Raw genomic sequence first — 25,567 nt, 5'->3', positions numbered from 1 at the left:
ACTGTCATCGCCCGGCTTGACCGGGCGATCCAGTACTCCGAGGCGGCTGTGATCGAACCGAGAGGCCGCGGCGTACTGGATGCCCCGGTCAAGCCGGGGCATGACAGCGAGATTGTGGCGCGGGCTGTGTTTCCCTGACGCCTCACCTCAAATCTTCTGGTTGTACTCGCCGACCTCGGGATGCGTGCGCAGCACGCTGTTCACCATCTCGAACATGTCGTGCATGCGCTGCTCGGAGACCGGGCTCTCGACCACGACGACGAGCTCGGGCTTGTTGGAAGAGGCGCGCACCAGGCCCCAGCTGCCGTCCTCGACCGTGACGCGCACGCCGTTGACGGTGACGAGATCGCGGATCGACTGGCCGCCGATCTTGGCGCCCTTCGCTTGCAAACCTTCGAAGTGCTTCACCACCTTGTCGATGACGCCGTATTTGACCTCGTCGGCGCAATGCGGCGACATGGTCGGCGACGACCAGGTCTTCGGCAGCGCATTCTTCAAATCGGCCATCGACTTGCCGGGCGCGCGATCGAGCATGTCGCAGATCGCGATCGCCGAGACCAGGCCGTCGTCATAGCCGCGGCCGAACGGCTTGTTGAAGAAGAAGTGGCCCGACTTCTCGAAGCCGGCGAGCGCGCCCATCTCGTTGGTGCGGCGCTTCATGTAGGAATGGCCGGTCTTCCAATAGGCGACCTTGGCGCCCTGCTTCTGCAGCACGGGATCGGTGACGAACAGGCCGGTCGACTTCACGTCGACGACGAACTGCGCATCCTTGTGGATCGCCGACATGTCGCGCGCCAGCATCACGCCGACCTTGTCGGCGAAGATCTCCTCGCCGGTGTTGTCGACGACGCCGCAGCGGTCGCCGTCACCATCGAAGCCGAGGCCGACATCGGCCTTGTGATGCAGCACCGCATCGCGGATCGCGTGCAGCATCTCCATGTCTTCCGGGTTCGGATTGTATTTCGGGAAGGTGTGGTCGAGCTCGGTGTCGAGCGGGATCACCTCGCAGCCGATCGCCTCCAGCACCTGCGGCGCGAACGCGCCGGCGGTGCCGTTGCCGCAGGCCGCGACCACCTTGAGCTTGCGCGTCAGCTTCGGACGGGAGGTGAGATCGGCGATGTAGCGCGCCGGATAATTCTCGTGGAACTGGTAGGAGCCGCCCGCCTTGTTCTTGAACTCGGCATTGAGAACGATCTCCTTCAGCCGCGTCATCTCGTCGGGACCGAAGGTCAGCGGGCGGTTGGCGCCCATCTTCACGCCGGTCCAACCATTGTCGTTGTGCGAGGCCGTGACCATGGCGACGCAGGGCACGTCGAGGTCGAACTGCGCGAAATAGGCCATCGGCGTCACCGCAAGGCCGATGTCGTGGACCTTGCAGCCCGCCGCCATCAGACCGGAGATCAGGGCGTATTTGATCGAGGCGGAATAGCCACGGAAATCGTGGCCGGTAACGATTTCCTGCTTGACGCCGAGCTCGGCGAACAGCGCGCCCAGCCCCATGCCGAGCGCCTGCACACCCATCAGGTTGATTTCCTTCTGGAACAACCAGCGCGCGTCGTATTCGCGAAAGCCCGTCGGCTTCACCATCGGCTCGGATTCGAAGGCGTAGGTGTTGGGCAACAATACGGATTTCGGCTTCGGGAACATTGAGGCGGTCTCGTGGAAAGGGGGCGGGATTTGCTGCAGGCTTAGCGAATGCCGGACCGCAGCGAAAGGCGGGAATGGAGGCTTATGGCCGATAATTGCGGCAGTTTGGTAACGCGAAATAGTGCGCCGGCAGAGACTTCCATGTCCGGTCAGATCGGCTATGGGCGCGCCATCTCATCTTCGACGACCACCCTGAGAGGGGGGGAGGGCCTGTTGAACGGTCTCCCACACAAGATTGGCTGCAACGTCCTCATAATTGTCGCGATAGACATTGCCTGCGGCCGCCATCTGCCTCCATGCGATCGCTGGATGCCTGGCCTTCAGCTCCTCTGGCAAACGGCGAGACGCCTCTGAAATTATCTCCAGACAGCGCGTAACGGCATAGACCGCCCGCAAGTCCGCCGCGAATGCTTCGCGGTCGAGACCTCCGGAACTCAGTCGCCAAATCGATGTGATGCAGGATGTCCCGCAGCGTCCCGTCGATGCGATCCGAAGGCATAGATGGCGTCAGCCGTCGCCGCAGGTGCAACGTATGATTTCAGACCGTCGCGATTGACGACATCAACCGGCCCGTCAAAAAGGTTGGAAAGGTATTCCTTGAGCTCGACGTAGTCGAAGACCGTGATCCGCGCCTCCGGATCGATCTCGACCATGATATCGACGTCGCTGCCGGAGTGATTTTCGCCCCTTGCGACCGAACCGAACAATGCGGCATGCAAAACGCCCCGTTCGCGCAGGGCGCGCTCGGACCGTCGCAGGATGGCAATCGCGTCGGGGCTGTTCATGGACGGAATATAGCACCCCGTCCGGCCTTAAGGGAGGCCCCACAAGGCCAATTGGAGCAGACCTACTGCTCCAGCACCATCTGCCCGTTCGCGTATTCGAAACGCTTCAGGCGGGACAGGAAGGAGAGGCCGAGCAGGTTCTCCGACAGCGCTTCGTCCGGCAGCACCATGGCATCGACGTCGCGCACGATGAGGCCGCCGATATCGAGCATGGCGATGCGGGTGCGCGCGGCCTTGATGGTGCCGTTGGCGGTGGAGACGGTGGCGTTGTACTCGCTGCGCGAAGGACGCAGACCGAAGCGGGCGGCCGAGGTCTCGTTGAGCGCAACGACGGACGCGCCGGTATCGATCATGAAGCCGACGCGCTGGCCGTCGATCCGGCCCTCGGTCTGGAAATGACCGCGGCCATCCCGGGAGATGGCCAGGCTGCGGCCGCCGGCCGGCGCGGTGGCCGCGACTGCGACCGTCGTGCGCGGCACCGACGTGGCGGAAGCCGAGCTCATCTTGTCCGCCATCTGCGCCATGAAGGTGCCGAGGCCGATCATGACGGCCGCGATGATCATAATGTTACGCATCACACCACTTCCGAGCCGAAAGCTCGATTTCACCACGCGACAAGGCCAACCGCGAGCGAAGGCACGCCGGGGCTCCTGTCATTTTGACGAAAAGGATGAGCGGAGGGTTAATGCCGGTTGCGAGTTCTCACGTCCCGCGCGGCTTCGCCCGCCTGGTCGGCACTGCGCTCGCGGGATCGTCGGGCCAGGGGTGACGCGGATAGCGGCCGCGCAGGTCGGAGCGGACGGCGGCGTAGCTGCCGCGCCAGAAGCCTGGGAGATCGCGCGTCACCTGCACCGGGCGCTGGGCCGGCGACAGCAATTCCAGCACCAAGGGCACCTTGCCGGCGGCGATCGAGGGATGGGTGTTGAGGCCGAACAATTCCTGCAGCCGCACCGCAATGGTCGGCCCCTGCTCGGCCTCGTAGTCGATCGCAAGCACGCTTCCGGTCGGCGCCTCGAAATGGGTCGGCGCCTCGCGATCGAGCCGCGCGCGCATCTGCCACGGCAATAGCGCCATCAGGGCATCGGAGAGATCGCCCGCGGAGATGTCCTTCAGCGCGATCTTGTCGTAGAGCGCCGGCACCAGCCAGTCGTCGCGCCGTGCGATCAGGCCGTCGTCCGACAAATCGGGCCAGCTGTCGCCTTCGGCCTTGCGCAGGAACATCACGCGATCACGCCACTGCTTGGCGGCCTTCGACCAGGGCAGCCGGTCGAGGCCCGCGGCGATCAGGCCATCTGCAAAGATGCGTGCGGTGTCCTCCGAGGGCGACACTGAAAGCGTCGCCTCGGACAGCGTGATCGCGTGCAGCGCGCGCTTGCGGCGCGCCCGCAGCGCCATCGCGCCACGATCGAACGAGATCTCGTCGGTGGTCTCGATGTGCTCGGCGAAATGCCGCTCGATCTCGTCCTCGGTGATTTGCGCGGCGAGCAGGATGCGTCCACTCGCGGCCGTCCCCGTCATCTCGCCGATGGCGATGTAGGGCGCGCGGGCGAGCGAGGAGGTCTGCTCGACGGACGCGCCGCGCCCGTTGGCCAGCACGAAGCTGCCATTGCCGCGATTGCGCGCGACGCGGTCCGGAAACGCGTAAGCGAGCATCAGGCCGGTCGAGAGATCCTCCTGCTGCGCCACCTTCTCCGCAGCCGCGACCTGCGAGGCCCAGCGGCGGGCCAGATCGCGCGCGCTTGCCGCGCGCGGCGAGCGGTCCCGGCGGAACTGGTCGCGGCGGTGCTCGAGATCGACGCTGTCGCCGCCAAGGCCGCGCTCGGTGATGACGGCTGCGATTTCGGCGGCGGCCTCGCCGCTGCCGGCGCGATGCGAATCCACGATCATGCGCGCCAGCCGCGGCGGTAGCGCCAGCGCGCGCAGGCTCTTACCTTCCGCGGTGATGCGGCCATCGCCGTCGAGCGCGTTGAGCTCGGTCAGCAGGCTCTTGGCTTCCTTCCAGGCCGGCTGCGGCGGCGGATCGAGGAACGACAATGCGGCGGGATCGCTGACGCCCCATTGCGCGAGATCGAGCACCAGCGAGGACAGATCGGCGCTGAGGATTTCCGGCTGGGTGTAGGGCGCGAGCGAGGCGGTCTGCGGCTCGTCCCAGAGCCGGTAGCAGACGCCGGCCTCGGTGCGGCCGGCGCGGCCGCGGCGCTGGTCCACCGCCGCGCGCGAGGCGCGCACGGTCTCGAGCCGCGTCAGGCCGATATCGGGCTCGTAGCGCGGAACGCGGGCGAGACCGGAGTCGACCACGATGCGCACGCCTTCGATGGTGAGCGACGTCTCGGCGATCGAGGTCGCCAGCACCACCTTGCGCGTGCCCTTGGGGGCCGGCGCGATGGCACGGTCCTGCACGGCGGCATCGAGCGCGCCGAACAGCGGCACGATCTCGACGGAGGCGTCCTGCACGCGCTCGGAGAGGAAATTCTGCGTGCGGCGGATCTCGGCGGCACCCGGCAGGAACGCCAGCACCGAGCCGCTGTCGGCGCGCAGCGCGGACGCGATCGCATCCGCCATCTGCCGTTCGATCGGCGCGTCGGCCTTACGGCCGAGATAGCGCGTCTCGACCGGAAACGCACGGCCCTCGCTTTCGACGACGGGGGCATCGCCGAGCAGCCTTGCCACCCGCGCACCGTCGAGCGTTGCCGACATCACCAGGATGCGCAGGTCTTCGCGCAAGCCGGTTTGCGCGTCACGCGCCAGCGCGAGGCCCATGTCGGCGTCGAGCGAGCGTTCATGGAATTCGTCGAACAGGATCGCGGCAACGCCGGAGAGTTCGGGATCGTCGAGGATCTGGCGGGTGAAGATGCCCTCGGTCACCACCTCGATGCGTGTGGCGCGCGAGATCTTCGAGCCGAAGCGGACACGATAGCCGACGGTTTCGCCGGCGCGCTCGCCGAGCGATTTGGCCATGCGGTCGGCACTGGCGCGCGCGGCGATGCGGCGCGGCTCCAGCACGATGATCTTTTTGCCTTTAGCCCAGGGCGCATCGAGCAAGGCCAGCGGCACGCGTGTGGTCTTGCCGGCGCCCGGCGGCGCCACCAGCACGGCGGCGTTATTGCCCTCCAGCGTGCGCGACAAATCGTCGAGCACGGCGTCGATCGGGAGGGGCGTGTCGAAGCTGCGGGGCAAGAACCTATCCACTCTTCATGCCCAGCCTTGTGCCGGGCATCCACGTTCTTTCGGGCGAGAGTGAACAAGACGTGGATGGCCGGGACAAGCCCGGCCATGACGGTTTCGTTCAACGAGAATGTGCAGCTATCAACCCTGCACCGCCGGCCGCCCGACGCTCTCATAGGTGAAGCCGGCGGCTTCCATGTCCTCGGGGCGGTAGATGTTGCGGAGGTCGACGACGACCGGCTGCGCCATGGTCGCCTTCAGCCGGTCGAGATCGAGCGCGCGGAACTGCACCCATTCGGTGACGATGACGAGCGCGTCGGCGCCTTGCGCGCAGACATAGGCGTCCTCGCAATAGGTGATATCGGGCAATTCGCCCTTGGCCTGCTCCATGCCGACGGGATCGAACGCCTTCACCTTCGCGCCCATGTCGATCAGGCCGGTCACCAGCGGAATCGACGGTGCATCGCGCATGTCGTCGGTGTCGGGCTTGAAGGTGAGGCCGAGCACGGCGACGGTCTTGCCGCGCAAATTGCCGCCGAGCGCCTGGCTCACCTTGCGCGCCATCGCGCGCTTGCGGTTCTCGTTGACCGCCAGCACCGATTCGACAATGCGCAGGTTCACGTCGTAATCCTGCGCGATCTTGATCAGGGCCTTGGTGTCCTTCGGGAAGCACGAGCCGCCGAAACCGGGACCGGCATGCAGGAATTTTGTGCCGATGCGGTTGTCGAGGCCGATGCCGCGCGCGACCTCCTGCACGTTGGCGCCGGCTTTTTCGGACAGATCGGCGATCTCGTTGATGAAGGTGATCTTGGTCGCCAGGAACGCGTTGGCGGCGTATTTGATCATCTCGGCGGTGCGGCGCTCGGTGAACATCAGCGGCGCCTGGTTCAGCGACAGCGGGCGATAGATGTCGCCCATCACCTTGCGGCCGCGCTCGTCGGAAGTGCCGACCACGATGCGGTCGGGGAATTTGAAATCGCGGATTGCCGCGCCCTCGCGCAGGAACTCGGGATTGGAGGCGACCACCACGTCCGCCGACGGATTGGCCTCGCGGATGATGCGCTCGACCTCGTCGCCGGTGCCGACCGGCACGGTCGATTTCGTCACCACCACGGTGAAGCCTTGCAGCGACTGCGCGATCTCTTTCGCGGCGGCATAGACGTAAGACAGGTCGGCATGACCGTCGCCGCGGCGCGAGGGCGTGCCGACCGCGATGAACACGGCGTCGGCATCGGCAACCGGCTTCTTCAGGTCGGTAGTGAAGTCGAGCCGCTTGGCTTTGACGTTGTTCGCGACCAGCTCGTCGAGGCCAGGCTCGTAGATCGGGATCTCGCCGCGATGCAGGGCCGCGATCTTCCTCTCGTCCTTGTCGACGCAGGTGACGTCGTGGCCGAAATCCGCAAAGCAGGCGCCGGACACCAATCCCACATAGCCCGTGCCGATCATCGCAATTCGCATGAAAAATCCTGTTCCAGCTTGGTTAACGGAAGCCCAATTGGGGGCGGTTTAGCATTTTCCCGAGGTCATGGAACAGTCCGCATGCAAAAACCGGCCCGCGATTTGAACCGGTAAAGAAGTCGGAAACCACTGGGCTCCAAACTGCCCCACGCCCACACAGCGACGGGCGGAACGCGCCTCGAAAAGGGACACCATGGCACGATCAGGCACAATCGCGGCGGCCAGCCCTTCCAAGGCGCCTTCGGCCGCGCGTATCGACTGGGTCGACTATGCCAAGGGCATCTGCATCGTCATGGTCGTGATGATGCATTCGGTGCTGGGGGTCGAGCTTGCCGCCGGGCAGATCGGCTTCATGCATGCCGTCGTGGCCTTCGCAAAGCCGTTCCGGATGCCGGATTTCTTCCTGATTTCGGGCTTGTTCCTGTCTCTGGTCATCGATCGGGACTGGCGAACCTATCTCGACCGCAAGGTGGTGCATTTCGCCTATTTTTATGTCGTCTGGGTGACAATCCAATTCGGCTTCAAGGCGCCGGCCTTCGCGGCCGAGACCGGCTGGCATCAGGTTGGCCTGTTGTATCTCGAATCCTTCGTCGAGCCGTTCGGCACGCTGTGGTTCATCTATCTGCTGCCGATCTTCTTCATCGTCACGAAACTGACACGCAAGGTCCCGCCGCTCGCGCTCTGGCTAATCGCCGCCGCGCTGGAGACCGCGCGCATCACGACCGGCTGGACCGTCATCGACGAGTTCTGCGCACGCTTCGTCTATTTCTATTCGGGCTATTTGCTCGCGCCTTACGTGTTCGCCCTGTCGAATCGCGCGCGGAAGCATCCGGCGCTGGCGCTTGCAGCGCTCGCCAGCTGGGCGCTGGTCAATGCCGGCCTCGTCGCATCGGGCGCCAGCGAGTGGGCGATCGTCTCGCTCGCGCTCGGCTTCGCCGGCGCCTGCGCCATCATCGTGGCGGGCACGCTGCTCGCGCGGGCGCACTGGCTCAATTTCCTCCGCTTCTGCGGCGAGCATTCGATCGTGATCTATCTCGCCTTCTTCCTGCCGATGGCGGCGACGCGGACGCTGCTGCTGCGCACGGGTGTCATTGCCGATATCGGCACGGTGTCGCTGCTCGTCACCGTCGCCGGCGTGCTGGGTGCGCTGGCGATATGGCAAGGCGCATTGCGGCTTGGTGCGCACTTCCTGTTCGAGCGGCCCGATGCCTTTTGGATCGCGCCGAGGAAAACGGGTGCGGTGTTGCAGGCGGCGGAGTAGCCGCGCCCACGGTGTCGTCGCCCGGCTTGCCGTCTTCGCTAAAGCTTCGCCGGCCGAGCACCGCTGTGGGCCCGGCGTAGCCTCGCGGGGACGGGACCGGGCGACCCAGTACGCCGAGACGCCAGTCATTGAACCGAGAAGCCGCGGCGTACTGGATTCCCCGCTTTCGCGGGGAATGACAGCGGGGGATAGTCGCGCTACCAGCGCAAAAATCCCCCTTCCAAGGCTGTCAAAGCCCGCAAAAATTCATACATTGCGGCCATGCCCAAGACATCTCCGAAGACCACCGCCAAAGCTGACACCAAGGCCGCGCCGAAAGCTGCCGAGACCAAGCCCGCTGCTGCCAAGACGATACCCGCGACAGCTGCTGCCAAACCGGTCGCGGCGAAGGCGGCCGGCAAGGGCGACCATGTCTTCTTGGTCGACGGTTCCTCCTACATCTTCCGCGCCTATCACGCGTTGCCGCCGCTGAACCGCAAGTCCGACGGGCTCCAGGTCAACGCCGTGCTCGGCTTCTGCAACATGCTGTGGAAGCTGCTCCGCGAGATGCCCGAGGACAACCGGCCGACGCATCTGGCGATCGTGTTCGACAAGTCGGAGATCACCTTCCGCAACAAGATCTATCCGGACTACAAGGCGCACCGCCCGCCTGCCCCCGACGATCTCATTCCGCAATTCGCGCTGATCCGCGAGGCGGTGCGCGCCTTCGACCTGCCCTGCCTGGAACAGACCGGCTTCGAGGCCGACGATCTCATCGCGACCTATGTGCGACAGGCCTGCGAGCGCGGCGCCAGCGCCACCATCGTGTCCTCCGACAAGGACCTGATGCAGCTCGTCACCGATTGCGTCACCATGTACGACACCATGAAGGACCGCCGCATCGGCATATCAGAGGTGATCGAGAAGTTCGGCGTGCCGCCGAACAAGGTGGTCGAGGTGCAGGCGCTCGCGGGCGATTCCACCGACAACGTGCCCGGCGTGCCCGGCATCGGCATCAAGACCGCGGCGCAGCTGATCACGGAGTATGGCGATCTCGACCAGTTGCTGTTCCGTGCCGGCGAGATCAAGCAGCCGAAGCGGCGCGAGGCGCTGCTCGAGAACGCCGAGAAGGCGCGCATCTCGCGGCAGCTTGTGCTGCTCGATGACAAGGTCGAGCTGGATGTGCCGCTGGACGACCTCGCCGTCCACGAGCCCGACGCGCGCAAGCTGGTCGCCTTCCTCAAGGCCATGGAATTCACGACGCTGACGCGGCGCGTCGCCGAATATGCGCAGATCGATCCCGCCAATGTCGATGCCGATCCCGGCTATGCCAGCGGCGCCAGCGTGTTCACGACGCTGCCGCCCTCGGACGTCGTGCCCACGCCAGGCACGGCAACCCCGGCCCAAGCCCGGCCGAACCAGCCCAACAAGTCGGCAGGCAAGGAGGACAAGGCCGCGAGCCCGAAGGGCGCGCCGATCTCGCTCGCCGCCGCACGCGAAGAGGCGCTGCGCAAGCTTCCGGTCGATCGCGGCAAATACCAGATTATCAAGACCCCTGGGGAGCTCGACGCCTTCATCGCGCGCATCCATGATGCCGGCCATGTCGCGATCGAGACGAGAGCGAACTCGATCGATCCGATGCAGGCCGATCTCTGCGGCATCGCGCTGGCGCTGGCGCCGAACGAAGCCTGCTACGTGCCGCTGGCGCACAAGCAATCCGGCGGTGGCGCCGGCCTGTTCGATGCCGGCCTCGCGCCGGACCAGGTCAAGCATGACGACGCGCTGCAAGCGCTGCGGCCGGTGCTGGAATCGGCGGGCATCCTCAAGATCGGCTTCGACCTCAAGTTCACTGCCGTGATGCTGGCGCAGCACGGCATCACCTTGCGCAACATCGACGATGCGCTCCTGATCTCCTACGTGCTCGATGCCGGCCGCGGCTCGCATGCGCTGGAGCAGCTGTCGGAGCGCTGGTTCGGTCATGCCATGCTGAAGGAAAGCGAGCTGCTCGGCAGTGGCAAGGGCAAGATCACCTTCGACCAGGTGCCGATCGACAAGGCCGCACCGCTATCGGCCGAAGGCGTCGACATCGCCTTGCGGGTCTGGCGCGTGCTGAAGCCGCGTCTCGTTTCCGAGCACATGAGTGCGGTCTACGAGACGCTGGAGCGGCCGCTGGTATCGGTGCTTGCGCGCATGGAGCGGCGCGGCATCTCGATCGACCGCCAGGTGCTGTCGCGTCTGTCCGGCGACTTCGCCCAGACCGCAGCGCGCGTCGAGGCCGAGATCCAGCAGATCGCGGGCGAGCCGGTCAATGTCGGCAGCCCCAAGCAGATCGGCGATATCCTGTTCGGCAAGATGGGATTGCCCGGCGGCACCAAGACCAAGACCGGCGCGTGGTCGACCACCGCGCAGGTGCTGGACGAGCTCGCCGAGCAGGGCCACGACTTCCCGAAGAAGATTCTGGAGTGGCGCCAGGTCTCCAAGCTGAAATCGACCTACACCGACGCGCTGCCGACCTACGTCAACCCGCAGACCCACCGCGTGCACACCACCTACGCGCTGGCTGCGACCACGACGGGGCGCTTGTCATCGAACGAGCCGAACCTGCAGAACATTCCGGTGCGCACCGAGGATGGCCGCAAGATCCGGCGCGCCTTCATCGCCACGCCCGGGCACAGGCTGGTCTCCGCCGATTATTCGCAGATCGAGCTGCGGCTGCTCGCGGAGATCGCCGACATTCCCGTGCTGAAGCAGGCGTTCCGCGACGGTCTCGACATTCACGCCATGACCGCATCGGAAATGTTCGGCGTGCCGATCAAGGGCATGCCGAGCGAGATCCGCCGCCGCGCGAAAGCGATCAATTTCGGCATCATCTACGGCATCTCCGCGTTCGGCCTCGCCAACCAGCTCGGCATCGCGCGCGAGGAAGCCTCCGCCTACATCAAGAAATATTTCGAGCGCTTTCCCGGCATCCGCGCCTATATGGACGAGACGCGCGACTTCTGCCGCAACCACGGCTACGTCACCACGCTGTTCGGCCGCAAGTGCCACTACCCCGACATCAAGGCGTCCAACGCCTCGGTACGCGCCTTCAACGAGCGCGCCGCGATCAACGCGCGGCTTCAGGGCACTGCCGCCGACATCATCCGCCGCGCCATGACGCGCGTCGAGGATGCGCTGGCCGAGAAGAAGCTCTCGGCGCAGATGCTGCTCCAGGTGCACGACGAGTTGATCTTCGAGGTGCCGAACGACGAGGTCGAGGCCACGCTTCCCGTCGTGCAGAAGGTGATGCAGGACGCGCCGTTCCCGGCCGTGCTGCTCTCGGTGCCGCTGCATGTCGACGCACGCGCTGCGAACAATTGGGACGAGGCGCATTGATGGCCTCCTCTTCACCTCTCCCCGCCTGCGGGGAGGTCGGATCGCCCTTGCGATCCGGGTGAGGGGGTACAGGTCTATCGACTATCTCATTCGCGGAGAGAAGCCCCTCACCCCAACCCTCTCCCCGTAAGAACGGGGCGAGGGGGCGCACCGAACGCGCAGCGAGCACCTGATTGTCCTCCGTGCAATTGCGCGATGGCTTCACGATCCCGCGTATATTAGAACCTTTGCATCTCCCGCACCGGTTCACCCATGCCCCACACCTCCGCGCTGCTCGGCTTTGCCCTCGTCTGCCTTGGCCTCGTGCTCACGCCGGGGCCGAACATGATCTATCTGATCTCGCGCTCGATCACGCAGGGGCCCGCGGCCGGCATCGTCTCGCTCGGCGGCGTGGCGCTCGGTTTCGTGTTCTACATGCTGTGCGCGGCGTTCGGCATCACGGCGCTGTTGCTCGCCATTCCCTTCGCCTACGACGCGCTGCGCTTTGCCGGCGCCGGCTACTTGCTGTGGCTCGCCTGGCAGGCGGTGAAGCCCGGCGGGCGCTCGCCGTTCCAGGTGAGGAAGCTCGCCATCGACAGCCCGCGCAAATTGTTCGCGATGGGCTTCGTCACCAACCTGCTCAACCCGAAGATCGCGATGCTGTATCTGGCGCTGCTGCCGCAATTCATCGAGCCCGCCGCCGGCAGCGTGCTGACGCAGTCGGTGGTGCTGGGCGCGATCCAGATCGCGATCAGCGTCAGCGTCAACGCGATGATCGCGCTCGCCGCCGGCTCGATCGCGCTGTTCCTGGCGAACCGGCCGAGCTGGATGCTGGTGCAGCGCTGGCTGATGGGCACCGTGCTGGCCGGGCTGGCGGTGCGGATGGCGGTGGAAGCGAAGAGGGTGTGAGGGCACTTGCTTCACCTCTCCCCGGTTGCGGGGAGAGGGAGAAGAGAGATCAATCCAGCTTCGCCTCCATGCCGCGCTTCACTCCCGGCCGGGCCATCAGGGCCTCGTACCAGCGCTTGACGTTGGGGAAGTCGGCCAGATCAACCTTGTGGCGAGGATGGCGCCAGGCCCAGCCCAGGATGGCAAAATCGGCAACCGAGAGATCGCCGGCGACGAAGTCGCGCCCCTCCAGGCGACGATCGAGCACGCCATAGAGCCGGCGCGTCTCGGCCATGAAGCGCCTCAAGCCGTAGGCCCGGTCCTGCTCGTTCTCGAGCGCGATGAAATGGTGCACCTGGCCGGGCATCGGCCCGAAGCCGCCCATCTGCCACATCAGCCATTCGTAGACCGGGATGCGCTGGATAAGCGATTTCGGCAGGAATTTGCCGGTCTTTTCACCGAGATAGAGCAGGATCGCACCGGATTCGAAGATGCTGACGGGCTTGCCGTCGGGGCCCTCGGGGTCGACGATCGCGGGGATCTTGTTGTTTGGGGAGAGCTTGAGGAACTCGGGCGCCATCTGCTCGCCCTTGGTGATGTTCACCGGGATCACCTTGTAGGGCAGCCTCATCTCCTCCAGCGCGACCGAAATCTTGCGGCCGTTCGGCGTGTTCCAGGTGTAGAGCTCGATGGTCATTCCGTGTCCTTCCCAAGAGGCGTGCCCCCTGAACTACTCCAGAAGGTTGCACCCTCACAACCGGCGGACCGGGATGGCCGATCCCTGTTGACGGGAGACGCCCCCTCTGGAATGTCGCGCCGGTCGCGGATAAATTCCGCCTCCTCCAAAAACGCTGTTCGAGGGACCGCCGTGTCGAAATCCGCCTCCCGCGCCCGCCTGTTCGAAATCATCCGCCGGCGCTCATTTGGCCGCGGCGAGGTGACGCTCGCGTCGGGCCGCAAGAGCGATTTCTACTTCAACCTCAAGCCGACCATGCTCGACCCCGAGGGAGCGACGCTGCTCGCCGAGCTGACTTACGAGGCGCTCAAGGACGACCAGCTCGATTTCATCGGCGGGCTCGAGATGGGCGCGGTGCCGCTCGCCGGCGCGCTGGCGCAGATCTCCTGGATCAAGGGCCATCCGATCGCAGCCTTCTTCGTGCGCAAGAAGCCGAAGGAGCACGGCGCCAAGCTCGCGATCGAGGGCCTGCCCAAGGGCGAGACGCTGGCCGGCAAGCGCGTCGTGATCGTCGAGGACGTCACCACGACCGGCGGCTCGGCGATGAAGGCGGTGGAATCCGTGCGCGAGGCCGGCGCCAATGTCGTGCTGGTGCTGACCATGGTCGACCGCGAAGAGGGCGCCACCGACACGTTCGGTGCGGCCGGCCTGCCGTTCCGCTCGCTGTACAAGGCGTCGGAATTTTTGAAGGGGTGAAGTGGCGGAAATTTCTCCGCCGTCATGCCTCAGTGTGCCCCGGAAGCCACCATCCGTCCAAAGCTGGGCCCGGCCTTAAAGAGGCCACCGCCTCGTCTTGAAACCGCCTCCGCTCAACTGCTCATTTACCATCCCGCTTTATGGTGAATCGTGTGCTGAGACCTCTCGGTCCCAGCCGGTTCAGTAGCGTCGGGTGGAGTAAGCATTGCGTACAGTCATGTCCCATGCGCGCCGGCGGCGTCGCGCGATGCTTGTGGCCGCCACGCTGGCAGCGCCGCTGCTCGCAACTCCGGCTCCGGTTTCGGCCGAAGGCCTGTTCGACTTCCTCTTCGGCGGTCTGCAGCAGCAGCGGCCGCAGCGCGAGGTGCCGCAGCAGGCGAACTCCTACGTAGATCCCTTCGGCAGCCAGCAGAATGCCTCTCCGCAATATGTCCCGCCGACCCGCTCGGCCGCGGCCGGCGGCTCGGGACCTGCCTTCTGCGTGCGCAGCTGCGACGGCAAATATTTCCCGCTGATGCGAGGCCTCGTTTCGCCGGCGCAGATGTGTCAGGCATTCTGTCCTGCCACCGCGACAAAAGTCTATTTCGGCTCCAGCATCGAGGGCGCATATTCCCAGACCGGCGAGCGTTACGCCGAAAGCGAGAATGCGTTCGCCTATCGCAAGGCGCTGCGCGCCGACTGCACCTGCAACGGCCGTGAGCCGGTCGGCCTCGCTCCGGTCGATCTTGCCCTGGATTCCTCGCTGAAAGCCGGTGACGTGATCGCCACCACCGACGGCCTCGTCGCCTATACGGGCATCCGCGTCGGCAACGACCAGGCTGCGGAATTCACCCCGGTCGCCTCCTACCCCGGCCTCACTGCCCAGGTCCGCGCGCGGCTCGGCGAGATGAAGGTGGCGCCGGTGCGGGCAGAGACGGTGTCGGCGGATGCGCCGGCGTCAAACGAGATCGTGCGCGAGGCACTGCCGGATGTGACGGTGCCGAAGACGACCGCGAAGCCGGCGAAGCGGGCGGGGTTGGATTAAGCCTCACCTGCATCTGAGCCGTCATTGCGAGGAGTCCTTGCGACGAAGCAATCCAGAATCCCTCCGCGGAAAGATTCTGGATTGCTTCGCTACGCGCAATGACGGAGTTTGCGGCACTACCTCCCGATGATCACCCCGATCACGTTCGGCGCCGCCAGATATTTCTCCTCGATCGCCGCGCGCGCGGCGGCGCGGTTTTCCGGCGTCAGGAGGCCGCGCTTCTCGGCCAGGATCATCCAGCAGAAACCCCACCAGTCCGTCAGCATGCCCTGATCGCCGACGAGGTCATAGCCCTGCTCGGCCGCGAAGATGCGCGCATGCGCTTCGTCCAGCGTGTCGAGAAACAGATGATCTTCGGGCGAGAACAGATCGTCGCTGACATCGTCGATGGTGTAGCCCCAGATCGACTGACACACCGCGTTGAACTCGCGATCGAACTGGTCATCGTCGACCCTCTGGCGCCGCGCGGCCTGATGCAGCCGCGACAGCGAGCGCGCGAAATCGGCGATCCGGGTGAGGGCAAACTGGTCGAAGGCAATGGTGGACATGTAGTCCTCGCGGAGTCTGACAAACGCTAGATATTGTGTCGGCTAGATACCGAATCACAATGATATATCAAAGACTTGCTAAAGTGTTCTTAATTTGTTCCAGGTGTATGCGGAATCGAAAGGGGCCGCCCGAGGCGACCCCTTGCCGGTTGCAATCTTGTTCGGGATGAAATCCAGCCCCGGCAAGCGTGACGTTAAAACCGACAACGGGCTTTCGCGATTCCGGAAAAATACCGGTCGTACTGCTGTCCTAATTCGGCGGGCGCCTCAATAGCAACGCGACGCCGCAATGGCGTGGACACGGCGGTCGCCGAGGAGATGGGCGACAAAGCCGTTCTTCGGAAAGATCCTGGCGAAGGCAGCGTCGCGGATGCTGAGGCCGCCGGCATAGGCGCCGAACGCAGGCATGACCGCGCGCAACCCGTCGCTGGCGAAGCAGCGGCGCTCCATCGAGCGACCGCGCGCCGAGACACGCGCCTTCGGATGCAGATGGCCGGCGATCTCGCCGCATGCGCCGGTCGGCTCGTGGCGGAAGGTGATCGGGCCGATCGCCACTTCATCCGCGATGGTGCCGCCGAGATCGCGCGGCAGCATGGGATCATGATTGCCCGAGATCCAGATCCAGTCGCGGCCGGTCTGGAGTGCGGCCACCGCGTCGCGGTCCTCGGCCGACAAGCGCTCATGCGCGCTGCGGTCGTGAAAACTGTCGCCGAGCGCGATGACTACTCGCGGATCATGGCGGGAGATGACAGCAGCGAGCCGGCCAAGCGTCGCGATGGTATCGTAAGGCGGCAGCAGCACGCCGCGCATCGCGAAGCTCGAGCCTTTCTCCAGATGCAGGTCGGAGACGACGAGCAGGCGCTGCTCGTCCCAGAACAACGCGCCGGAAAGATCGGCCGCGAAGGTTACATCGCTGATCGTGACTCTGGAAACGCGCATGTCCTCGACATCTCCCGATACCTGCGCGCCTGCCGTCACGTCTTACCCGCTTCTATCCATCGCCTCTTTGACAAGCTCGTCGGCGGCCTCGGCCAAAAGCTCGTCTGCAGCTTCGCCATAAACTGACTCGCGGCCGATTTCCAGCATCACGGGCACCGCGAGCGGGGAGACGCGGTCGAGTTCCCGGAGCGTGATACGGCCCTGGATGCGCATCAGCATGTCGCTGAGGCGGCGCAAATCGAGTAGGCCGGTGGCGGCATCGGCGCGCGCGGCGCGGAGCAGGACGTGATCGGCCTGGTGCTTGCGCAGCACGTCGTAGACGAGATCGGTCGAGAACAGCACCTGGCGGCGGCTCTTCTCTTCGCCGGTGTGGCGCCGCGCGATCAGGCCGGAGATGATCGCGCAGTTGCGGAAGGTGCGCTTCATCAGCGCCGATTCGGCGAGCCAGGCTTCGAGATCATCGCCGAGCATGTCAGGGTCGAACAGCGCGTTGAGGTCGATCCGGCCCTGACGGATCATGAAAGAGAGATCGCCGAGCCCCCAGATCGCCACGGCATATTCGTTGGCGACGAAGCCGAGCGGCCGCGCGCGGACGCGCTCCAGCCGCCGCGTCAGCAGCATGCCGAGGGTCTGATGCGCGAGGCGGCCCTCGAAGGGATAACACACGAGATAATGCTTGTTGGCACGCGGAAAGCTCTCGACCAGCAGCTCGCGGACCGCCGGCACTCTGCTGACATCCTTCTGCAGCGACAGCCAGTCGCGCACCTGCTCCGGCAAGCCGCCCCAGGCGCGCCCGTCGTCGAGCAGGCGGCGGACGCGCTCGGCGAGATAGGTCGAGAGCGGAAACTTGCCGCCCATGTAAGACGGCACCTTGGGGTCCTTGTCGTGCGCGCGCGAGACATAGACCTGGTCCTCGACCAGGGTCTCGTAGCGCACCACCTCGCCCGAGAACACGAAGGTATCGCCTGGCGAGAGGCCCTCGATGAAGGCCTCCTCGATCTCGCCGAGCAGCCGGCCGCCGCGCGCGATCACGCCCGTGGATCCTGTCCCGCCGCCGCGCGAGCGCACCAGCCGCACCTTCAGCATGTCGTCCTCGACGATGGTGCCGACATTCATGCGGTAGCTCTGCCGCACTTTTGGATTGGCGACGCGCCAGCGTCCCTCCTTGTCCTGCTTGATGCGGGCGAAGCGCTCATAGGTCTTCAGCGCGTAACCGCCGGAGGCAACGAAATCGACGACATCGTCGAAATCCTGCCGCGACAGACTTGCGTAGGGCGCTGCGGTGCGGACCTCGCCATAGAGCTCGTCGCTGAAAAACGGCTCGCCGCAGGCGCAGCCGAGCACATGCTGGGCCAGCACGTCGAGGGCGCCGTTGCGCAAGGGCGGCGTGTCCTGCGCATTCTCGGCGATGGCATCGATCGCGACGCGACATTCCAGCACTTCGAAACGGTTGGCCGGCACCAGCACCGCGCGGGAAGCTTCGTCGAGGCGGTGGTTGGCGCGGCCGATGCGCTGCATCAGGCGCGAAGAGCCTTTTGGCGCGCCGATATTGACGACGAGATCGACGTCGCCCCAGTCGACGCCGAGGTCGAGCGAGGAGGTGCAGACCACGCCGCGCAGCCGGCCCGCCGACATGGCGTCCTCGACCTTGCGGCGCTGGGCGACGTCGAGCGAGCCGTGATGCAGCGCAATGGCAAGACCGTCATCGTTCATGCTCCAGAGATTCTGGAACAGCATCTCGGCCTGGCTGCGGGTGTTGACGAAGACCAGCGTGGTCTTGTTGGCCTTGATCAGCTCGTAGATTTCAGGAAGCGCGTGTCGCGCGCTGTGGCCGGCCCAGGGCAGCCGCTCGCGCGTGTCGAGCATCTCGACCACGGGCGGCGCGGCACCGCCGGCGAGGACGATGTCGGCTGCTCGCTCCTTGCCGTCGGGCTGCGGCACCAGGAAGCGCGCGAGCTGCTCCGGCTCGGCCACGGTTGCCGACAGGCCGATCGCGCGCATCTGCGGGGCGAGGCGCCACAATCGCGCGAGCCCGAGCGAGAGCAGATCGCCGCGCTTGGACGTGACGAGCGCGTGCAGCTCATCGAGCACGATGCGCTTCAGGGCGGAAAACAGAAACGGCGCGTCATCGGAGGAGAGCAGCAGCGCGAGCTGCTCGGGCGTCGTCAGCAACACGTCAGGCGGATAGCGCCGCTGCCGCTGGCGGCGCGAGACCGGCGTATCGCCGGTGCGGGTCTCGACCTTGATCGGCAGGCCCATCTCGGCGACGGGACGCTCGAGGTTGCGCGCGATGTCGACGGCGAGCGCCTTGAGTGGCGAAATATAAAGGGTATGCAGGCCGCCGCTGCGCTGAACGCTGCGGCCGGTGGAGACGAGGCTCTTCTTCGCGCCCGCGTCTCGCGTCACCGGCTGCGCCGACAGCTCCACCAGCGTCGGCAGAAATCCGGCCAGCGTCTTGCCGGCACCGGTCGGTGCGATCAGCAGGGCCGAGCGGTCCTCGCGCGCCTTCTCCAGCAGTGCCAATTGATGCACGCGCGGCGACCAGCCGCGGGCTGCGAACCAGGCCTGGAAGCGATCCGGCAGCAGCGCGGCCGGCTCGGCCGATGTTTGGAGGATACGGGGCGGCACGGCATGACAGGTAAGGCGTAGGGATGGCTTCGTCGAGGGGGGCCGCCCTCCCCGCCTGCACGAGGAGGGCCCGAGGTCTACGCCCCGGCCGGCACCTGATCGAGAAATCCGGTCACGCTCCTGATCCGGCCGTCCTTGAGCAGGGCGAAATCCGTGCCCTTGATCGGGCTGTCGACGCCGTCAGGACCAAGTCCCCACGAGAAGCGGATGTGGTCGCCGTAGCCATTGGGCTCGCCGATCAGCTTGAATTTGAAATCGGGAAAGCGCTGCTGCACGCCTGATATCAGCGCCTCGATGCCGTCCTGGCCGTCGCCCTTCATGAGGGGATCGACATAGCTCGCATCCGTCGTCCAGCTTTCGCTGAGCAGCTCGCGGCGGCGGCCAGCAGTGCGCTCGTTCCAGAGCTCGATGTAGCGGCGGGCGATGGTGACGGGATCGGTCATGGTGCTCTCCTTCGATGGCGCCGTGTTGTCCGGCTGACCGTGACTATCGAAGGTTCACGCGCGTTGATCGATTACCTCGGAGGTCATCAACGCGCGTGAAGTTTTCGCAAAAATTACTTCGCTGCCGTCACCATGATCTCGACGGTGTATTGCGGGGCCGCCAGCTTGGCTTCGACGGTGGCGCGCGCAGGCGTATTGCCGGGCGAGACCCAGGCGTCCCACACCGCGTTCATCTCGCCGAAGGTCTTCATGTCGGTGATGTAGATCGTGGCCGAGAGCAGCTTCGATTTGTCGGTGCCGGCCTTGGCAAGGTGGCCGTCGATCGTCTTCAGGATGTCCTGGGTCTGCTTGGTCACGCTTTCACCGGCCGCGTTATTGGCGACAACGCCGGCGAGGTAGACGGTGTTGCCGTGCACGACAACCTGGCTCATGCGCGGGCCGGTTTCAAAACGCTGAATGCTCATTGGGGATCTCCTGACTGGAATGGCGGCCCTGTCTAGCCCAGCGATTTGCACTGTGCCAGCCCTAGCACGCATGCGTTGCCCGGCACTCATGCGCAGCCCTGCATGCATGCGTTGGCCAACATGCATGTGTGTCGTTCACGGAAACCGACTGAAGAAGGTCCAGATCGTTTCGGCACCGTCGATGTCGCCATTTTGCGATCCGAGCAGGCTCCTGGCCACTTTTGGGAAGCGGGCATCCGGAGCGAAGCCTGGCATGCGGTGGCCGCCATGGTTGATGCGATAGAGGACGACGTCGTGCCCCGCCGGACAGCGCGAGCCGATCCGCGTCACTGTGGACTGGTCTGCCGGCGCCGTGTCGGGCATGTCGGACATCCCGGCGTCGTCGGTCTCGCAGCCATTCAGCCTGCGCCAGAACGCCAGCGTTTCGTCCGTCGACCAGAATCCGTCTGCAGCAAAATAGCTCGATCCGCGCCCGCCTTCATAAGGGACCAGCGGGTCGGCGGTCCCGTTCATGAGCAGCATCGGCAGCGGCCGCGACGGATGACAGGTGACGGCAGCTTCATCGGTGAGATTCATGATCACACTCGCAGCTGCCGCAAACAGATCGGCACGCGCGCAGGCCAAGGTCATCGCCATGGCGCCGCCATTGGAGACGCCGGCGACGAAGACGCGCTTTGCATCGGCCGTGCCGTCGGCCACTAGCTTCTCGACGAGCTTTGCGATGAAGGCGACGTCATCGGTGCCCGCCGGTGGTCCGCGCAGGGCAGGCCCCGCCTTCGTGCGCGCGTCCGCCCATGCGTTGTTGAGCCCGTCCGGAAACACCACGGCCAGGCCCTCGCGCCTGGCAACCTGCGGCCAGGCCGTCCGCGTCACCATGTCGGCACCGCGCTGGGTCTTGCCGTGCAGCACGATCACGAGCGGTGCGGGCCGCTTGGCCGGCAGCTGCGCGGTGTAGGAGCGTTTCACCCCGTTGACGTCGATCGTATCGGCGGATGCAGCTGAAGCTGCCGCCAATGCAGCGATCAGCGTCCCGATGCACATCCACCGCCGCACCACCTAGCCCACCGCCTTGGCGGCGGCCCGGCCTGCATTGCGGCCTGAGAACAGGCAGCCGCCCAGGAAAGTCCCCTCCAGCGATCGATAACCATGCACGCCTCCGCCGCCAAAGCCGGCGGCTTCGCCGACGGCGTAGAGACCGGGAATGACGCGTCCCTCGTCACCGAACACACGGGAGTCGAGATCGGTCTCGAAGCCGCCCAGTGTCTTGCGGGTGAGGATGTTGAGCTTCACGGCGATCAGCGGCCCATGCGCGGGATCGAGGATGCGGTGCGGGGAAGCGGTGCGGATCAGCTTGTCGCCGATATAGCGGCGCGCATTGTGGATGTTCATGACCTGCGCGTCCTTGACGTAGGGATTGGCGATCTCGCGGTCGCGCGCCTCGATCTGCATCCTGATGTGCTCGAGCTTGAGGAGATCGCTGCCGGCGAGCTTGTTCATGGCCGCAACGAGCTCATCGAGCTTGTCGCGGACAATGAAGTCGACACCATGGCTCTTGAACGCCTCCACCGGCGCCGGCGCTCCCTTGTTGGTGGCGCGGCGAAGTGTCATACGCCAGCTCTTGCCGGTCAGATCGGGGTTCTGCTCCGAGCCCGACAGCGCAAACTCCTTCTTGATGATGCTCTGGGTCAGGATGAACCAGGAATAATCGTAGCCGGTCGACATGATGTATTTGAGCTGGCCGAGCGTGTCGGAGCCCGGGAACAGCGGCGCCGGCAGCCGCGTGCCTGTAGCGTCGAACCACGTCGAGGAGGGACCCGGCAGGATGCGGATGCCGTGGCGCGGCCAGATCGGGTTCCAGTTCTGGATGCCCTCGACGTAATGCCACATGCGGTCGCGGTTGATCAGCCGCGCGCCGGCCTTTTCCGTGATACCGATCATGCGGCCGTCGACATGCTCGGGCACGCCGGAGATCATGAATTTCGGGGGCTCGCCCAGCCGCTCCGGCCAGTTCTGCCGCACCAGCTCGTGGTTGCCGCCGATGCCGCCGGAGGCGACGATCACGGCCTGCGCCTTCAGCGCGAAGTCGCCGACCACGTTGCGCGAGGAGCTCTTGCCGCGCTCTGCATTATCAGGCGCAAGAACGACACCGCTGACGCCGTCCACCGTGCCATTGGTGATAGAGAGCGCATCGACGCGATGGCGGAATCTGAAGATCAATCGGCCAGACTTCATCGCCTCGCGCGCGCGGCGCTCGAACGGCTCGACGATCCCCGGGCCGGTGCCCCAGGTGACGTGGAAGCGCGGCACCGAATTGCCGTGTCCCATCGCGTCATAGCCGCCGCGCTCGGCCCAGCCGACCACGGGAAAGAAGCGATGGCCCATCGCACGCAGCCAGCCGCGCTTCTCGCCGGCCGCGAAGGCAACATAGGCTTCGGCCCATTGGCGCGGCCAGAAATCCTCGTCGCGGTCGAAGCCGGCGGTGCCGAGCCAGTCCTGCATGGCGAGCTCGTAGGAGTCCTTGATGCCGAGCCGGCGCTGCTCCGGCGAATCGACCAGGAACAATCCGCCGAACGACCAGAACGCCTGGCCGCCGAGCGACTGCTCGCCTTCCTGGTCGACGACCATCACGCGCTTGCCCGCATCGGCGATCTCGGTGGCGGCAACGAGCCCCGACAGTCCCGCGCCGACGACGATGACGTCGGTTTCCTCAGCCATGCGCTTCTCCCCCTCCATGAGTCTCTCCCGGTAATTGCCCGGATTGAAGCCAGCGGTTGCAACTGAGATCAAGGGTATGGCGCGTAAGACCTCGTTAACTTGTTCCACTTTGGGATAGAGACCGGCGGGGTGCAGCGCGAACGCAACACTGGATTTGAATTTGTTTTGGGCCAGCAGGCCTGCCTAGACAAAACCTTGGTTACGACAGACGCTAGCCGTGCATCACCACCGGACACGCAGATTCGAATTCGACTGGGGCGGGGGACAATGAAGTTTCTGACGGGGTTGCTTGCGGCGGTTCTCTTGATCGCGGGCATGGGGGCTTCTCACGCGGTGGTTCGGATCGCGGATGACCGCGGCGGCCGGATTGGAACCTACGTCGACAAATACCAGGACCTCAGGCAATCGGGCGAGACGGTCATCATCGACGGCCTCTGCGCCTCGGCCTGCACGATCGTTCTCGGTGCCATCCCGCACGACCGGATCTGCGTGACCTCGCACGCAACGCTCGGCTTCCACGCCGCCTGGGATTTCGGCGCCAACGGCCGCGCCGTCACCAATCCCGAAGCAACCCAGATGCTCTATGCGATGTATCCCTCGCAGGTGAGGCGCTGGATCGGCCAGCGGGGCGGCCTGACCCCGCGGATGCTGTTCCTGAGGGGCAAGCAGCTCGAGGCCATGTACAAACCCTGCTACCTGGACGCGCAGGCTTCGACGGCCAAGCCGTCGCGCCGGTCGCTTCCGCAGGCGGAGCAACTTGAGTCTGCTCGGGGCCAGCTCCTTCACTGACCTCCGCAGCCTGACGGCCCCCTGTGGCGCTGGCGGCGGCGTCTTGCCTGCTGGCGGCGCCTTGCCTGCTGGCGGCGCCTTGCCTGCTGGCGGCGTCTTGCCCGCAGGGGGCGTAAAGCCTATCTGAAAGCCAGGGAACCGGGGCCTTCGTCCCGATCGTTGTCATGGCTCAACCGCTGCACCCATCACATCGGCTATCGGACAATTCGCCCACTGCCGGGCGGATGCCATCCGTGCTGCTGTGGGCTGGCGCGGCTATCGGCGGTCTCGCCGTGATCGGTGCGCTGGCGCTCTGGTTCCATTATGGCAGCCAGGTGTTCTTCGAAATGATCAGGACCGGCTTCGCCGCCTGCTTCTGACCTGCGACAGGAAGTTTTCCGCCCATGAGCTCCGCCACCCGCCCGCTGGTGATCGCGACCGCCTTCGCCGCAAGCCTCGTCGTCGGGCTCCTGATCATGTTCTGGGCCATGGGCGGGGTCAGCAAGGTGGCGCAGCCGGCCGCGATCGGCGGCCCGTTTCAGCTGACCGACCAGAACGGCAAGGCGGTCACCGACAAGGGCCTGAAGGGCAAGCCGACCCTGATCTTCTTTGGCTACACCCATTGCCCCGACGTCTGCCCGACCTCGCTGTTCGAGATCTCGGAAGTGCTGCGCGCGCTCGGCAAGGACGCCGACAAGGTCAATGCCATCTTCATCTCGGTCGATCCCGAGCGCGACACGCCGGCAACGATGAAGGATTACCTGTCGAGCTTCGATCCGCATCTCCAGGGCCTGTCCGGCGACCCCGCCGAGACCGCCAAGGTGATCACCTCCTACCGGGTCTATGCCAAGAAGGTCCCGACCAAGGACGGCGACTACACCATGGACCACACCGCGCTGATCTACCTGATGGACCGCGACGGCAGGTTCGTCTCGCCGTTCAATTTGAAGCGGACGCCGGAAGAGGCGGCGGTTGATTTGAAGCGCTATCTCTGAGCCTCACCCTGGCCACAATCGGCGCTCGCGTTCCCGGACGGATGGTCTATAAGGCCCACCGATCCCGACGAAAATCATTCCTTCGGCCGATGGCTCCATCGCAACAGGCGAAATCGTTCAAATCTGTCCGTGGCTTGCTAACAGGGCTGGCGGCCGGCCTTTGTCTGCTCGGCGGTCTCACCGAGGCGAGCGCGCAAGCCCCCGCCAAGCGACCGCCCGCGGCACCTCAGGCCACGCCGCAAACCGCACCCCAAGCCGCACCCCAAGCCGCCCCGCAGGCCGTGCCCGGGTTCTGGGACCCGCGCCGGCGGCCGGAGCGGCCGGACCTGTCGCGCCTGACCGTGATCCGCTTCCTGACCGAGACCGACTATCCGCCGTTCAACTTTACCGGCGCCGACGGCAATCCGGCCGGCTTCAACGTCGACTTTGCCCGCGCGCTCTGCGAGGAGATCAAGGTCACCTGCACGGTGCAGATGCGGCGGTTCGAGACGTTGGTGGACGCGCTCACCTCCAACCGGGGCGATGCCATCATCGCCTCCATGGCGGTGAGCCCGCAGCTGCGCGCCCGCGTCGACTTCACCGATCCCTATTACCGCGTGCCGGCGCGCTTCGTCTCGCGCAAGGATGCGGTGATGCCGGAGATCCGCCCCGAATATCTCGAAGGCAAGAAGGTCGGCGTCATCGCCGGCTCTGCGCACGAGGCGTATCTGAAGGCGATGTTCACCGACGCCGAGCTTCGTGCCTATTCCAGTGACGATGCGATGCGCGCAGCTCTGCGCAAGGGCGAGGTCGACTTCATCTTCGGCGACGCCATCTCGCTGGCGTTTTGGATCAACGGCACGGATTCGGCCGATTGCTGCGCCTTCTCCGGCGGTCCCTTCGTCGAGAGCCGTTTCTTCGGCGAGGGCATCGGCATCGCCGTGCGCAAGGGCAACGACGTGCTGCGCCAGGCCCTGAACTGGGCGATGTTCCGGATCTGGGAAAAAGGCCGCTATACCGATCTCTGGCTGCGCTATTTCTCGGTCAGTCCGTTCTGATCTTTCGCCTCTCCGCGCCTGCGGCATGGAGTGGGGA

General features: G+C 65.5%; 23 protein-coding genes. 9 read left to right on the top strand and 14 right to left on the bottom strand.

Features of this window, described 5'->3' with window-relative positions; translation table 11 throughout:
- Positions 1-147 precede the first annotated feature (147 nt).
- The 6 genes from N2602_RS03945 to N2602_RS03920 form a co-directional block, all read right to left on the bottom strand.
- Positions 148-1,647 carry a phosphomannomutase/phosphoglucomutase gene (locus tag N2602_RS03945; protein ID WP_260381830.1) on the bottom strand — a complete coding sequence of 500 codons (1,500 nt, stop codon included), beginning with the start codon at positions 1,645-1,647 and terminating at the stop codon, positions 148-150.
- A 174-nt stretch (positions 1,648-1,821) separates the two neighbouring features.
- Positions 1,822-2,043: a DUF86 domain-containing protein gene (locus N2602_RS03940; protein ID WP_260381829.1), complete on the bottom strand. Its 222-nt coding sequence runs from the start codon at positions 2,041-2,043 to the stop codon at positions 1,822-1,824.
- A 38-nt stretch (positions 2,044-2,081) separates the two neighbouring features.
- Positions 2,082-2,432: a nucleotidyltransferase family protein gene (locus tag N2602_RS03935; RefSeq protein ID WP_260381828.1), complete on the bottom strand. Its 351-nt coding sequence runs from the start codon at positions 2,430-2,432 to the stop codon at positions 2,082-2,084.
- A gap of 62 nt (positions 2,433-2,494) precedes the next feature.
- The gene (locus N2602_RS03930; protein WP_260381827.1) at positions 2,495-3,007 is read right to left on the bottom strand and encodes a TIGR02281 family clan AA aspartic protease; all 513 of its coding nucleotides are present in this window, start codon (positions 3,005-3,007) and stop codon (positions 2,495-2,497) included.
- A gap of 127 nt (positions 3,008-3,134) precedes the next feature.
- Entirely contained in the window at positions 3,135-5,609 is a 2,475-nt protein-coding gene (gene hrpB, locus N2602_RS03925; RefSeq protein ID WP_260381826.1) for an ATP-dependent helicase HrpB, read from the bottom strand.
- Positions 5,610-5,738: 129 nt separating this feature from the next.
- Positions 5,739-7,055 carry a UDP-glucose/GDP-mannose dehydrogenase family protein gene (locus N2602_RS03920; RefSeq protein WP_172786688.1) on the bottom strand — a complete coding sequence of 439 codons (1,317 nt, stop codon included), beginning with the start codon at positions 7,053-7,055 and terminating at the stop codon, positions 5,739-5,741.
- Positions 7,056-7,248: 193 nt separating this feature from the next.
- On the opposite strand from N2602_RS03920, the gene N2602_RS03915 reads away from it, so the two are divergent.
- From N2602_RS03915 to N2602_RS03905, 3 genes are all read left to right on the top strand, one after another.
- Positions 7,249-8,316 carry an acyltransferase family protein gene (locus tag N2602_RS03915; protein ID WP_260381825.1) on the top strand — a complete coding sequence of 356 codons (1,068 nt, stop codon included), beginning with the start codon at positions 7,249-7,251 and terminating at the stop codon, positions 8,314-8,316.
- A gap of 261 nt (positions 8,317-8,577) precedes the next feature.
- On the top strand, positions 8,578-11,670 hold the full coding sequence (gene polA / locus N2602_RS03910; RefSeq protein ID WP_260381824.1) for a DNA polymerase I: 3,093 nt from the start codon (positions 8,578-8,580) through the stop codon (positions 11,668-11,670).
- A 252-nt stretch (positions 11,671-11,922) separates the two neighbouring features.
- Complete coding sequence (locus N2602_RS03905) at positions 11,923-12,558, top strand: LysE family translocator (protein WP_260381823.1); 636 nt, start codon at positions 11,923-11,925, stop codon at positions 12,556-12,558.
- A gap of 49 nt (positions 12,559-12,607) precedes the next feature.
- Here the strand turns inward: N2602_RS03905 and N2602_RS03900 are convergent, their stop codons facing one another.
- Positions 12,608-13,234 (bottom strand): glutathione S-transferase family protein, encoded by a 627-nt coding sequence (locus N2602_RS03900; protein ID WP_260381822.1) that lies wholly within the window; start codon positions 13,232-13,234, stop codon positions 12,608-12,610.
- 171 nt (positions 13,235-13,405) lie between these two features.
- Here N2602_RS03900 and pyrE point away from each other — a divergent pair, with 171 nt between their 5' ends.
- Positions 13,406-13,969 (top strand): orotate phosphoribosyltransferase, encoded by a 564-nt coding sequence (pyrE, locus tag N2602_RS03895; protein ID WP_036014130.1) that lies wholly within the window; start codon positions 13,406-13,408, stop codon positions 13,967-13,969.
- 247 nt (positions 13,970-14,216) lie between these two features.
- Positions 14,217-14,993, top strand: coding sequence for a DUF2865 domain-containing protein (locus tag N2602_RS03890; protein WP_260381821.1), 777 nt, complete (start codon positions 14,217-14,219; stop codon positions 14,991-14,993).
- A 116-nt stretch (positions 14,994-15,109) separates the two neighbouring features.
- On the opposite strand, the gene N2602_RS03885 is transcribed toward N2602_RS03890, so the two are convergent.
- From N2602_RS03885 to N2602_RS03855, 7 genes are all read right to left on the bottom strand, one after another.
- Positions 15,110-15,541, bottom strand: coding sequence for a hypothetical protein (locus tag N2602_RS03885; RefSeq protein ID WP_036041807.1), 432 nt, complete (start codon positions 15,539-15,541; stop codon positions 15,110-15,112).
- A gap of 267 nt (positions 15,542-15,808) precedes the next feature.
- Complete coding sequence (gene pdeM / locus N2602_RS03880; RefSeq protein ID WP_172786682.1) at positions 15,809-16,480, bottom strand: ligase-associated DNA damage response endonuclease PdeM; 672 nt, start codon at positions 16,478-16,480, stop codon at positions 15,809-15,811.
- A gap of 42 nt (positions 16,481-16,522) precedes the next feature.
- Complete coding sequence (locus tag N2602_RS03875; RefSeq protein ID WP_260381820.1) at positions 16,523-19,108, bottom strand: ligase-associated DNA damage response DEXH box helicase; 2,586 nt, start codon at positions 19,106-19,108, stop codon at positions 16,523-16,525.
- A 77-nt stretch (positions 19,109-19,185) separates the two neighbouring features.
- Positions 19,186-19,551 carry a nuclear transport factor 2 family protein gene (locus N2602_RS03870; RefSeq protein WP_260381819.1) on the bottom strand — a complete coding sequence of 122 codons (366 nt, stop codon included), beginning with the start codon at positions 19,549-19,551 and terminating at the stop codon, positions 19,186-19,188.
- 113 nt (positions 19,552-19,664) lie between these two features.
- Positions 19,665-20,015: a RidA family protein gene (locus tag N2602_RS03865; RefSeq protein WP_130363611.1), complete on the bottom strand. Its 351-nt coding sequence runs from the start codon at positions 20,013-20,015 to the stop codon at positions 19,665-19,667.
- Between the two features lie 135 nt (positions 20,016-20,150).
- Positions 20,151-21,056 (bottom strand): PHB depolymerase family esterase, encoded by a 906-nt coding sequence (locus tag N2602_RS03860; protein ID WP_260381818.1) that lies wholly within the window; start codon positions 21,054-21,056, stop codon positions 20,151-20,153.
- 15 nt (positions 21,057-21,071) lie between these two features.
- Positions 21,072-22,730, bottom strand: a complete 1,659-nt coding sequence (locus tag N2602_RS03855; protein ID WP_260381817.1) for an FAD-binding dehydrogenase — start codon at positions 22,728-22,730, stop codon at positions 21,072-21,074.
- A gap of 267 nt (positions 22,731-22,997) precedes the next feature.
- Here N2602_RS03855 and N2602_RS03850 point away from each other — a divergent pair, with 267 nt between their 5' ends.
- The 4 genes from N2602_RS03850 (at position 22,998) to N2602_RS03835 (ending at position 25,530) form a co-directional block, all read left to right on the top strand.
- Positions 22,998-23,519 carry a hypothetical protein gene (locus N2602_RS03850; protein ID WP_172786677.1) on the top strand — a complete coding sequence of 174 codons (522 nt, stop codon included), beginning with the start codon at positions 22,998-23,000 and terminating at the stop codon, positions 23,517-23,519.
- A gap of 164 nt (positions 23,520-23,683) precedes the next feature.
- Positions 23,684-23,878: a hypothetical protein gene (locus N2602_RS03845; RefSeq protein ID WP_172786676.1), complete on the top strand. Its 195-nt coding sequence runs from the start codon at positions 23,684-23,686 to the stop codon at positions 23,876-23,878.
- 24 nt (positions 23,879-23,902) lie between these two features.
- On the top strand, positions 23,903-24,493 hold the full coding sequence (locus N2602_RS03840; protein ID WP_260381816.1) for an SCO family protein: 591 nt from the start codon (positions 23,903-23,905) through the stop codon (positions 24,491-24,493).
- A gap of 89 nt (positions 24,494-24,582) precedes the next feature.
- Positions 24,583-25,530 (top strand): transporter substrate-binding domain-containing protein, encoded by a 948-nt coding sequence (locus N2602_RS03835; protein WP_260381815.1) that lies wholly within the window; start codon positions 24,583-24,585, stop codon positions 25,528-25,530.
- The last annotated feature ends 37 nt before the right edge of the window (positions 25,531-25,567 follow it).

It is taken from the genome of Bradyrhizobium sp. NC92 (assembly GCF_025200865.1).
In the GTDB taxonomy this organism is placed as follows: Bacteria; Pseudomonadota; Alphaproteobacteria; order Rhizobiales; family Xanthobacteraceae; genus Bradyrhizobium.
The sequence above is the reverse complement of the archived record's forward strand: the minus strand, read 5'-3'. Positions and strand labels throughout refer to the sequence as shown.

Coding starts and splice junctions, on each gene's coding strand:
- N2602_RS03855 (WP_260381817.1), bottom strand. CDS start 22,730: ATGGCTGAGGAAACCGACGTCATCGTCGTCGGCGCGGGACTGTCGGGG.
- N2602_RS03920 (WP_172786688.1), bottom strand. CDS start 7,055: ATGCGAATTGCGATGATCGGCACGGGCTATGTGGGATTGGTGTCCGGC.
- pdeM (WP_172786682.1), bottom strand. CDS start 16,480: ATGCGCGTTTCCAGAGTCACGATCAGCGATGTAACCTTCGCGGCCGAT.
- N2602_RS03885 (WP_036041807.1), bottom strand. CDS start 15,541: ATGTCCACCATTGCCTTCGACCAGTTTGCCCTCACCCGGATCGCCGAT.
- N2602_RS03835 (WP_260381815.1), top strand. CDS start 24,583: ATGGCTCCATCGCAACAGGCGAAATCGTTCAAATCTGTCCGTGGCTTG.
- N2602_RS03870 (WP_260381819.1), bottom strand. CDS start 19,551: ATGACCGATCCCGTCACCATCGCCCGCCGCTACATCGAGCTCTGGAAC.
- N2602_RS03890 (WP_260381821.1), top strand. CDS start 14,217: ATGCTTGTGGCCGCCACGCTGGCAGCGCCGCTGCTCGCAACTCCGGCT.
- N2602_RS03945 (WP_260381830.1), bottom strand. CDS start 1,647: ATGTTCCCGAAGCCGAAATCCGTATTGTTGCCCAACACCTACGCCTTC.
- N2602_RS03850 (WP_172786677.1), top strand. CDS start 22,998: ATGAAGTTTCTGACGGGGTTGCTTGCGGCGGTTCTCTTGATCGCGGGC.
- N2602_RS03865 (WP_130363611.1), bottom strand. CDS start 20,015: ATGAGCATTCAGCGTTTTGAAACCGGCCCGCGCATGAGCCAGGTTGTC.
- N2602_RS03915 (WP_260381825.1), top strand. CDS start 7,249: ATGGCACGATCAGGCACAATCGCGGCGGCCAGCCCTTCCAAGGCGCCT.
- N2602_RS03840 (WP_260381816.1), top strand. CDS start 23,903: ATGAGCTCCGCCACCCGCCCGCTGGTGATCGCGACCGCCTTCGCCGCA.
- N2602_RS03905 (WP_260381823.1), top strand. CDS start 11,923: ATGCCCCACACCTCCGCGCTGCTCGGCTTTGCCCTCGTCTGCCTTGGC.
- polA (WP_260381824.1), top strand. CDS start 8,578: ATGCCCAAGACATCTCCGAAGACCACCGCCAAAGCTGACACCAAGGCC.
- N2602_RS03900 (WP_260381822.1), bottom strand. CDS start 13,234: ATGACCATCGAGCTCTACACCTGGAACACGCCGAACGGCCGCAAGATT.
- N2602_RS03935 (WP_260381828.1), bottom strand. CDS start 2,432: ATGAACAGCCCCGACGCGATTGCCATCCTGCGACGGTCCGAGCGCGCC.
- N2602_RS03845 (WP_172786676.1), top strand. CDS start 23,684: ATGGCTCAACCGCTGCACCCATCACATCGGCTATCGGACAATTCGCCC.
- N2602_RS03930 (WP_260381827.1), bottom strand. CDS start 3,007: ATGCGTAACATTATGATCATCGCGGCCGTCATGATCGGCCTCGGCACC.
- N2602_RS03860 (WP_260381818.1), bottom strand. CDS start 21,056: ATGTGCATCGGGACGCTGATCGCTGCATTGGCGGCAGCTTCAGCTGCA.